Below are 10,592 nucleotides of genomic sequence, written 5' to 3'. Positions count from 1 at the left end.
GCGTCGCGTCGGTGGTGGCCGGGGCGTCGTCGGCGGTCGTCGGGTCGCCGGTGGCGTCGTTCTCGGCTGGGGTCGGCTCGTCGGTCGTGTCCGGCGTCGCGTCGGTGGTGGCCGGGGCGTCGTCGGCGGTCGTCGGGTCGCCGGTGGCGTCGTTCTCGGCTGGGGTCGGCTCGTCGGTCGTGTCCGGCGTCGTGTCGGTGGTGTCGCCGGTCGGGATGACGGCCTCCCACAGGTCGGCGCTCTTGCGGTTGCCGTTCATCGGGCCGGGGGTGCGGGTGGCGGTCCCGGCCTCCTCCATGTGCTTGAGGGCCTCGGTGACGACCGTCAGGGACAGGTTTTCCTGTCCGGCCAACTTGCGGGCGGTCAGGCCGGGGTGGCGACCCAACGCCTCGGCGACGACGGACCGGGCCTCGTCGGTACCGGCGGTCAGGTTGGCGTTTGCAGTCATGACAATTACCTCCACAGAAAAGGGGTGGCAGCGGATTCCACATCGCGCATCGCGCAATTGTTTGCGGTTCCGCCGGGGCCGTTGTTTCGGTGCCCACATCCATGGACCCTCTGCACCGGGTGAATGTCAACCCCGTTGTTCAAGACTCTTTCCGGAAACCGTTCCGGGTTCCGCCATCCGCCTCCGTTCTAGGGATGACGGCCGGTCGGCTATAGGCATTGCGGGCGCTGTGAGCGCCGCTGCCGAACGTTCGCCGCTTACAGGTGCGCCGCTGTGGGCGACGTTCCGCCGGGCGCGTACGGCGCGGCGGCGTGGGTCCACTGAAGAGGGCGAACGCGCCCCGGGTGGGACCGGAATCCGACCCGACGGGGTGCCACGCGTCGGGCGCACCAGCCAACCACCGAGCGACACCCTTCGATGGACTGTGGCGAAAATCACTTCACGTCCTACCGCATTACATAACTGTTCGGCGACTCTTTGGCGCGTTCTCTATTCGCCTCTGTCAACTCGGCACGATGCGTCGGATCGCCGCTACCTGGTCGGCCCATCCTGGCAGTTTGCTGATGCGTACCACGTCACCGGTTTTCGGGGCTTGTACGATGAGACCAGAGCCGATGAACATGCCGACGTGTCGGGGGTCGTCGCGGGTGCCGTCGCTGCCGGGAATCAAGATCAGATCTCCGGGGCGCAGGTCCCCCACCCTGGGGACGGAGGTCCCCTCGTGTACCTGGTCGCGTGTGGTGCGTCCGATGGTGACATCGGCAGCCCGGTACGCCTGTTGCATGAGCGATGAACAGTCGCACTGTCGCCGGGGGGTGCCGGAGTGTGCGGCGGTGCAGTCACCGCCGAAGGTGTACGGGGTGCCGAGCTGCGCGAGCGCCCACCCGATCGCGCTCACGACCGACGGCGGGGTGCCCGCCGGGAGGGTGAACCCCGCCGGTAGGGACGCTGCCACGTCGGGCGGTAATCCGTCGCCACCGTCGCAGACAACCCCGCCGGTAAATCCGGCCACGATGGCGGCGGCACGCGGCTCGTGTGGGGCGTAGGCGTCCGGGTACGCCGACCGTTGCACGGCTTGCGCCGCGTCGGTGAGCGGCAGCGTCTCCCACCGGGGCACCCGGACGAGGCGCTCATAGAACGTCGTGGCCGCGTAGTCGGGATTGGTGACCTGTTCGGCGGTGCCCCAACCTTGCGACGGTCGCTGTTGGAACAGACCCAACGAGTCGTGATCATTGGCCGGGCCGAGGTGCCCGTGGTTGATCAAGTTGGACTCTTGCAGGCCGGTCGCTACGGCGATCACCCACCCGCGCGGCGGCACCGCCATGCGCTGCCCGACCGCCACGATCGCCGAGGCGTTACTCGCCTGTTCGGCCGTGAGTCCGTCCGGGGCCGCGCCCCCGGTGGTGACAGTGGCCCGGCATCCGGCGGCACCACCACCACCGGAGAACACCCCCACGACCGCCCCAGCCCCGGCCGCGATGACGACCACCAGTACGACCACCAGCACGCCGACCACCCACGAGATCACCCGTCCCACGGCGCACCGTCCCCCGCAGCGCTGCCGGGTAGGTCAGCCAGGGTCACCCGGTGCGGGTCGCCAGGGACACGCCACACCGCCCCGGCGGGGCCACCGTGCCCGGCGGCGTAGTCGTCCGCGCCGGTCGCGACGCTCACGCCATCCGGTACCCCGGCCCGGGACAGGTGCGCGTGAAGGTTGGCCTCCCGGGCAGCGGTCGGTAGCCAGAACAGCACCGGGTACGCGCGGCGGGGGCCGAGCGCGGCGTAGCCGGTGAGTTTGTCCGCGACCCGCCCCAGCGTCTCGGTACCGAGGTCCATCTCCAGCCAGAACGGCACCGCCCGCCCGCCGGTGACCCACACGCCGTGACCGTCCGGGCGGACGAGGTTACCGGTGGCCTCACGGCAGCGCGTCTCGTTCCACCACCGCGCCAACCGCACCCCGGCACGGGTGCGCGCGCGTGCGGTGAGCGCGACGAAAAACCCGTTCGTGGCGAGGAGGTGATTCAACCTCGGAGACATCGCCAGTCGGGCGGTGATGTCGCGTACGGCGGCGGGGCGGGGCATCGTCGCGCCTCGTCCGGCCGCGAGTAGGGCCGCGCCGACCGGGCCGAGGGTCCACCGCCAGGCTTGCGACCCGGGCCGTTGGTAGTGGCGGAACCGGTCGAGGATGTCTCGGGCGTACAGCAGGTTCAGCCGGTTGCGGGCACGACCGACAGACCCGAAGGCGAGGTGAGAGAGGTGGTCGGTGGTGAAGGTGTGGTGCTGGTCGAGCAGGTCGAGGAGGAGCCGGTCGCGGGGGGTGAGACGAGCGAGTTCACCGGCTACGACGGACGCCGTGAGGCGGGAGCTGCTGGCAGCTTGTGTACCGGTAGGAGGGATATCTCTTATCAGTCGGTTCCGGTCCACCAGTCCTCCTCACCGTCGTCCACCAGCGGGTTCGACGCGTTCAGGGGCGAGGGTTCAGGCGAGCGTTCCCGGTCGTTGGAGTCCTCGTTGGACCGCTCGTTAGAACCCTCTAGTGAGCCCGCCCCTTGAACAGCGAAGGTGTTCCGACCGAGCACCAGACCTGAACCATCACCGGCACCGACATCGAGGTCGGTATCCGAGTCGCCAGTGGCCGCGTCGGCGAGCAACTGCCGACGCTCACCCATTGGCAGCCCGGTGTGCTCACGGGCGAGCCGGCGCAGCTCGGCGGCGCGGCCTCGGATCGGTTTGGGTGGGGCGATGGTGTCCGCGGTGACCGGTGGAACGACCCGCCCGCCGGCCACCGGCCGTAGCACCACCTCGTAGCCGCCGAGGCGCATCAGGTCACCTTGATCGAGGTACGGGCGCACGTGGTGGGCCTGGTCCACGGCGTCCTTGGGGGCGAGGGCGAAGTAGACCTTGTTACGGGCGTTGGCGTCGATCGCCTCGGCCATGTCCCCCGACAGCTGCCCAAGGTACTGGTGGGCGAGAACGAACGAGGTGTGCAGACCGCGGGCCTCGGCGAGGGCGTCATCGATACCGATGGGCAGGTGCAGGAAGTTGTGGCACTCGTCGAGCACAATGCTGGCGTCGAGCCGGTCGGCTTCACGGATACGGGCGCGGGCGGCGGTGGCCTGCCACAAACCCGCCAGCAGCAACGACCCGATCAGGCGGGTGCCGTCCTCACCAAGAACCCCCTTGGGTAGTCGGGCGAGGAGGACGCCGCCGTCGAGGATGTCGGCGAATCGGAACGTCGTGGCCGGCACCCCGAACAGAGCACTCGCGAGAGGGTGCGCGAGGACCAGGCGCAGACGCGACAGCAGGGGCGCGACGAGCCCGGCCCGCTGACCGGCGGGCAGACCGTCGAAGCCTTCCCAGAACTCGCCGAGGGTGTTGCCCTCCCACGCCCCCAGCCGGTTCGTGGCCGCCCGGACCCGCCCGGCCCGCCACTTGCCGTCCGAGAGCAAGCGTGGAAGCTGCGCCAGGGTGGAGCCCGGCAGGTGCGCCAGGGTCAGCAGACCGTGGTAGCAGATGTCGGCGGTGCGGTGACCCCACCACCGCGCCCACACCTTCGACATGACGGAGGTGACAGCGGCGGCCACGTCGTGCGCGGTGCCACCGTGAACCGCCGGGTCGAGCAGGTTGATCGCCGGCGGGGCCGAGCGCTCGTCGGGGTCCACAATCACGAGGCGGTCCCCGCAGTCGGCCGGCAGCACGTCGAGCAAATCGCGGATCAAGTCGCCCTTGGCCGGGTCGAACGCGGCGACGCCGCGCCCGGCCTCGACGTCATCGGCGATCATCCGCAACAACAGGCTGGTCTTACCGGTGCCGGTCGGCCCGCAGACGTGCAGGTGGTGACGGCAATCCTCCAGGGAGATGCCAACCCGCACGGCGGGACCGGAGTTGGCCACGCCGATCACCTTCCCGGGCAGGCCGCCCCGCTCGCCCGGTGGCACGAGATGAAGGCGGCGCTCTTCTCGGGCGGCTGGCGTAGCTGGGCTGTGGGCGGTTGTCATGAGGTGCTCCACACGGTCGGCGGGTCGCCCTCGGCCGGGTTGTCCGAGACTGGGCCGGCGGACGGGGCGGGAGGGTCGGAGGCTGGGCGGCGCTTCGGCCGGGCGGCCGGGGCCGGTCCGGCGGTGAAGACGTCGCGGCTGGCGGGGCGGCGGCGGGAGGCGGCGGCGGGCATGCCGTGCGCGGACGGCTCGGCAGGCAAGCCCGCGAGGGCGGCGGTTTCGTCCACCGACGCGAGGGTCATCCGTGACGGCGGTACCCATCGCCAGGTCGCCGCAGTGTGGGCGCGGCGCAGCCGGCGGCGCGCGAAATGAGGTGAGAGCAGCCCGAACCCGGAGGTGATGTCGGCGGCGGCGGCCCGCGCTGCGCCAACGGTCGGGCCGGTGGTGGTGGCGTGGACAGCGACGAGCAGGTGCGGGGCGGCGGCCAGCTTCCCGCGTGCCTTGCGGGCCAGCTCGGTCAGGTACGGGTCCGCGCGGTTGGTGGGGTGCTTGCGGGTGGTCGGGCCGGGAGTGACGAGGTCGAGGACACCGATGATCAGCGCCCGGAGGCCGTCGGCGAACAGGCCGACGGCGCGAGACGCGCCGGAGCGGGGGCGGCGGACACGATCAGGGTGGGTGGTGGCGCGGCGCAGCCCGGCGACGCGGCGGGCGGGCGCGCGGGTGACGTGGACCTGCAGCAGCGCACCCCCGGTGCGCCCGGCGGCGGCGAGCCCGTCGTAGACGGCCCGCAGCCGGTCTTCCTCCGGCGGCGCGCCGGCTTCCCACCGCTGGCCCCGGCTCGGCGCGGCGTCGTCTACCAGGGGCAGCCACTCCGGCTGGGTAGGCAGCAGCGCTACGGCGGCGATCGGGCTACCGGGCGCGAAGACCGGTGGCCGGGTCTGTTCGGCGCGGGCACCTGGCCACGCGCGTTGCAGCAGCCGAAGTACGGCGGTCGGGTTGACTCCGGGGGGCAGCCACAAACCACAGCGCATGCCGCGCGGGTCGGCATGGACCTCCCAGACGAGGCGGTGCGGGCGCCACGACCACCGACTCGATGCGGGCAACGCGGTGGCGAGCAACCGCCAGAGTCCGACGGTGGCGACAGAGGTTGCGGACACCGGCGGGACGATCTCCAACCAGCGGGCCTGGGCGGCGTGAGCACGCCACACCCGCCGCCGCCACCACGTCCACCCGACCCGGGCGGCGATGAGCACGGCGAGGACAGCAAGCAGCAGCGGCCAATGCGCGCGGACGAACACCGCCGACGTGGCGGGAAGGTCGTTGGCCCACGAGCCGCACATCAGATGCCCGATCATCGAGTTCGGAACGCCGTCATGGCCAGGGATGCAGGTCACAGACGGCGGCGCGAGGGTGGGGGTCGGCGGCGAGGTCGGGGTCGGTGGGATGAGCAGGGTCAGCGGGGCGGGCACGGCAGGCTCCAGAGGGTCAGCGGTGGCCGGTGGTGGGTCCGGTGACGATGAGGTGGTGCTCGACGTCGGAGGCGAGGCTGTGGAACGCGACCCGGCTGTTGCCGCAGGCGAGGAGCGCGTCTCCGCGTGCCGCGGACAGCAGGAAGGCCCGCTCCCCGTCGGTGAGCCCGAACGCCTCGGTGACCGCGTCGATCGCCTGCGGTGCCTGACGTAGCAGCACCTGCGTGGCCGCGTTGGAGACGACGGCGCGGCCGACTTCGGTGCCGAGGACGTCGGCGGCGTCCTGGGTGACCACGGTCAACCCGGCTCCGTACTTGCGGGCGGATTTGGCGAGGCGGAACAGGAACTTCGCGCCGAGCCCGGCGCGCAGCATCAGCCACGCCTCATCGACCAGCACCATGCGCCGCACATCCGGCGAGGTTGAGGTGGCGACCGTGCGCCAGATCGCGTCCAGGGTGAGCAGAGTGCCGACCGGCTTCAGCTCGTCGGGTAGGTCCTTGATCGCGTACACCACCAGGTGCCCCTGTGGGGCGGTGGTGGTGGGGCCGTCGAACAGTCCGGCGAACGACCCGGACACGTACGGGTGCAGGCGGGCGGCAAGGGTTCGCCCGGCCTCGCCGATCTCCGTCAGCGCCTGCGCCACATCCGCGAGCAGCGGCGCGGGACGTCGCCAGGTGCGGGGGTCGGTGGTGATGCCCTTCGCCCGGTACGCGGCGAGCACGGCGGCGTCGAGGACCGGCACGTCATGCGGGTCGAGGGCGGCGGTGGTGTTGTCGCCTGCGGTGAGGACCGCGACGAACGTCTGCATGAACAGGGTCCGCCGGAACAGGGCATCGTCGCCGTCAGCGGCGGACAGGTCGAGGGGGTTGATGCGCACACCGGGCGCGCCGGGCCGGATGATCGTCCCGCCGACCGCTTCTGCCAGTCGGAGGTATTCGTCTTCTGGGTCGACCACGAATGCCTGCACCCCGAGGTAGAGGTTGCGCAGCAGGTCGAGCTTGGCGAGGTAGGACTTGCCTTCACCGGAGCGGGCGAGGATGACGGCGTTGAAGTTCGACTGCGCCCACCGGTCCCACACCACCACCCCGGCGGAGGCGAGGTTCAGGCCGTAGAGCACACCCATGCCGGTGTCCCCGGCGGTGACCGGCAGGTCCGGGCTGGTGAACGGAAAGCTCGCGGCGAGGGCGTCGGTGTCGAACACCCGCCGCATGCCGAGGCTGTCGACGGCCAGGGGCAAACTGGTGATCCAGCCCTGCAACTGCCGCCACGTCGCCGGGGCCACATCGAGCAGCAGCGACGAGGCCAGCGCCCGCACCTCCGCCACCCGGTCCGTCAGTTCGGACTCGCTGTCAGCGTGGACGGTCAGGTACAGGCCGAGACGGAACAGTCGGGCTTCACCTCGGGCGATCCGGGCGGCCAGCTCGGCGGCGTCCGCTGCGGCGGCATCCAACTCCGGGTCATCCAGGCGACCCTTCCCGGCATCCGAGCGCCGCGACGACTCCAGCCGACCGCGCTGCTTACGTAGCCGGTCGGAGGCGACGGCCGGAGCGACGGGTTCGATGTGCAGGGCAACGTCGACCCGGCCTGGGTAGGCCAGGATCGGTTCCAACCAGCCCGCTCCGACCTCGGCTGGGTAGCCGGTCACGGCAAGGGTCGCGCAGTAGTCCTCGCCGACGTGCACGGATCGGCCGCCGACTTCCACGGCGTCGGGACTGCCGGGCAGCAGACCAGCGGCCTCCTCCGCGTGGCGCCTACGAGGTGCGTGGGGTAGCTTCACGCCTGCTCACCACCTTCCGGGTTGAGCCGTCCGCCCGGGTCGCCGGCTGCGACCCACGCGACGGTGGGAGCGGCCGGGTCGAGGCACGCGGCGAGGGTCATCTGGGTGTCGTAGCCGTCGAGGACCGTGGCGGCCACCTCGCATCCGGCCAGGGCGCGTACCGCCTCCTGGGCCTGGTGGGCGGTGTGGCCGGGGCCGCGCCGCCCACGCACGGCGACGGTGACGTGCCGGTGCAGCAACTCGCGGCCGGTGGCGAGGTCATCGAGGAACCCGACGTGCGAGCGCGCTGCCTCTTCCAGCGCCGGATGCGGCAACGCGGGGGCGTGGTGCTCGATGCGGTCGGCGACGTGGGTCAGGTCGACGCGCTGTGCCCGCACGAGAATCTGCGTCGGGGCGTCGAGGCTGTTCAGCCAGCGGGCGAACCCAGCGACGAGGCCGTTCTGCTCGCCGGGCGAGCGCAGCCCGAACGCCACCGTCGAGGCCGACACCAGGGCGGTGGTGCCGTCCGGACCGAGGTCGATCAGCCCGTCGGCGGTGATGCCCTTCGCGGGCAGACGCAGCGGCGCCGGGAGGGGCAGCTTGTCACCGCGCCCGCCGGTGGTCGCCACCCATGCCGGGGCCGGATGGATTCCCTCGTCGGTCGGGACGAGGCGGTGCGGGGTGCGGCGGTGCCGGATCGCGGCGAGGAGCCAGGCGTCGAGGCTGATCCCGTCGCGGCGGCCGACCGCGAGGAAGAACGCCGCCCCGGCGACCGGAATCGTCCCGGCGATGAAGTACAGCGGGTTGACCACCGTGGCGAGGGCGGTCCAGACCGCGTAGAGGATCAGCGCGGTGACGGTCAGAACGACGACCTGGCGCAGGGTCAGACCGAACACGATCCGGTCGGGCCGTTCCACGTCGGCCGGTACTCGTGCCCTCAACGGCTCATCAGGGGTGCGGCGCGGCATCGGTGATCACTCCCCTTCGGGGCGGCGACGGACGGGACGCTGCGGGCTGCTCGGCGTGGCCGGGCGCAGCGGACGGGCGGACGGCTTGGCGCGCGGCGATGCCGCAGGGGCGGGCTCGTGAGGCGGCACGGGGGCCGGAGTCGGAGCCGTGGTGGGGCCGGGACGGCGGGCCGGGGACGGGATCGCTGGGCGCACGGACGGGGACGAGCGGTCCGGTGGGGACGGTCGGGCGGTCGGGGACGGACCGGTCACCGGGGCCGTCCGGGGGGCCGGGACGGGACGGGCTGCCGGGGACGGGACTGCCACCCGCACGGACGGGGACGGACGGGCAGCCGGGGTCGGTCGGGGTGTCGGGGTCGGTCGCGGTGTCGGGGCGGCGGTCCGGGTGACCCGTGGCGGGGTGGCCGGGGTAGCACCGGCGGCCGGTGGTGTGCGTGCGGGCGTCGCCGGTGCTCGTTTCGCCGCTGTCGGACGCGGCCGAGCAGGTGTCGCCGTCGCGGCTGAGAACGTCGGCGTGACCGGGGCCGGAGGCCGTTTCGGTGCGGTCTGAGCCTGCGGTGCCGCCGAGAACACCACCCCCGGCGCCCTGGTGGAGACCGGTGCGGAGCCGCTCGCGGTACTGCTCGCCGCCGGTGTGGTCGGTGGGTGGCTGAACGGCATCGCACTCGGCGGCGGCGCCGAGGCGGGCGGTGCCGGTTGCGGACTCGGCATGGCCGAGAACACGGCGGGCGGGACGGCACCCCTCGGGGCGGTGCCTGCGATGGCGGGCGGCGTGGCGTGACTGAACGCCGGAGCGGCAGTGGTGCCGGCGGGCTGCGCGAGGGGTGTGTGGACGGCCGGGGCGTGACTGAACGCGGCCGGTCCGGCGGGCAGCGGGGACGGACGGACCGGTCCCGCTCGGGACGGACGGGGCGGACGCGGCACGCCGGGTCGCAGCGGACGGCCCGGCCCGGGACGACCGGGACGGGGTGCCGTCCCTCCTCCACGGACGGCCGTCCCCGCCGTCCGTGCGGCGGCCTTCGATCCGCCCAGCGCGCCGGCCGCCAGGCCGAGGGTCTTGAACGTCAGGTAGGTCGAGACGAGTTGGCCGAGCAGACCCCGGCCGTGGGACTGACCGAGCGGGCCGAGGACGAACTGTTTCATCCAGCCGGGCAGTTTGATGAGGACCCACAGCATCGTCAGGCAGACGCCGATGCCGAGGAACCCGTCGGTGGTGATCGGCAGGCCGAGGACCGCCGGTCCGGTCGGGGTCAGGAACACCCGGACCGTGGCGAGGATGATGAAGGCTTGGGCGAGTTGCATGCCCAGGCACGCCCCGAACGCCCGCCACCAGGTGTGGGCCAGGCCCTCGGTCTGCGGGGTGGCGTGGCACATCAGCGCGAGCGGGGACACCCCGATCAGCAGGATCATGGCCGCAACGCGGAGGATGAACGTCAGCACGACCACGATGGCCATCACCAGCGCGGCGAGGATCATCAACGTCAGCAGGAAGTTGTTGCCCTGCCCGGCGTTGACCAACGCCTGGGTGAGCGCGGCAGCGGCGGCCGGACCGTCGACGCCTTGACCGGCGATCGCAGCGGTCAACGCGTTGACGGCTTTCAGGATCTCGGCGCACAACACCAGCGAGAGGTTCGCCCCGACCCCGCCGATCACCAGGCGCGGCAGGATCTCCTTGAGTCCGTGCCGGCTCTGCAGGGTCTCCCGCGAGGTGACGACGAACCCGCCGATGACCACGAACAGCACGAAGACGGCGTTGGCGGTGACCAGACTCGTCGTCCACATCGCCTTGACCTGCTCGTTGTTCGTCAGGTCCGGCGTCGACAGGACGGTCTTGCCGAGGGTGTTCATGACCGGGGTCAGGCCGGTCTCGACGACGTAGGCGAAGAAGTCGTTGATCGCTGTGCGGATCTGACCGGGAATGTCGTACCAGGCCGGGTCGTCGGTCGAGGTGGCCGGCGGCGGTGTCGGGCTGGTCCCGGGTGACGGGTCCGGCGTTGGGGTCGGGGTGGGCGT

The 10,592-nt window shown here is 72.1% G+C and carries 8 protein-coding genes; all 8 read right to left on the bottom strand.

The genetic code is table 11. The features are described from left to right. On the bottom strand, positions 1-448 hold a 448-nt coding region (locus ABZS40_RS35230), incomplete at its 3' end, for a winged helix-turn-helix transcriptional regulator (protein WP_354948891.1). A gap of 502 nt (positions 449-950) precedes the next feature. Beyond that, entirely contained in the window at positions 951-1,985 is a 1,035-nt protein-coding gene (locus ABZS40_RS35225) for a C40 family peptidase (protein WP_354948889.1), read from the bottom strand. Next, positions 1,973-2,845: a replication-relaxation family protein gene (locus ABZS40_RS35220; RefSeq protein ID WP_354948901.1), complete on the bottom strand. Its 873-nt coding sequence runs from the start codon at positions 2,843-2,845 to the stop codon at positions 1,973-1,975. Before ABZS40_RS35220 ends, ABZS40_RS35225 begins: the two co-directional genes overlap by 13 nt. An 8-nt stretch (positions 2,846-2,853) precedes the next feature. Beyond that, positions 2,854-4,446 (bottom strand): type IV secretory system conjugative DNA transfer family protein, encoded by a 1,593-nt coding sequence (locus tag ABZS40_RS35215; RefSeq protein WP_354948888.1) that lies wholly within the window; start codon positions 4,444-4,446, stop codon positions 2,854-2,856. Next, positions 4,443-5,855 carry a hypothetical protein gene (locus tag ABZS40_RS35210; protein WP_354948886.1) on the bottom strand — a complete coding sequence of 471 codons (1,413 nt, stop codon included), beginning with the start codon at positions 5,853-5,855 and terminating at the stop codon, positions 4,443-4,445. The genes ABZS40_RS35215 and ABZS40_RS35210 overlap by 4 nt, the downstream gene beginning before the upstream one ends. A 16-nt stretch (positions 5,856-5,871) precedes the next feature. After that, the gene (locus ABZS40_RS35205; RefSeq protein WP_354948884.1) at positions 5,872-7,632 is read right to left on the bottom strand and encodes a DUF87 domain-containing protein; all 1,761 of its coding nucleotides are present in this window, start codon (positions 7,630-7,632) and stop codon (positions 5,872-5,874) included. After that, complete coding sequence (locus ABZS40_RS35200; protein ID WP_354948883.1) at positions 7,629-8,579, bottom strand: PrgI family protein; 951 nt, start codon at positions 8,577-8,579, stop codon at positions 7,629-7,631. The genes ABZS40_RS35205 and ABZS40_RS35200 overlap by 4 nt, the downstream gene beginning before the upstream one ends. 6 nt (positions 8,580-8,585) lie before the next feature. Beyond that, the coding region (locus ABZS40_RS35195) for a hypothetical protein (RefSeq protein WP_354948881.1) at positions 8,586-10,592 on the bottom strand (2,007 nt) is incomplete at its 5' end.

This window comes from Micromonospora sp. NPDC005324 (assembly GCF_040607155.1).
Lineage (GTDB): Bacteria > Actinomycetota > Actinomycetes > Mycobacteriales > Micromonosporaceae > Micromonospora > Micromonospora trifolii.
This window is presented reverse-complemented; position numbering and strand designations above follow the sequence as displayed.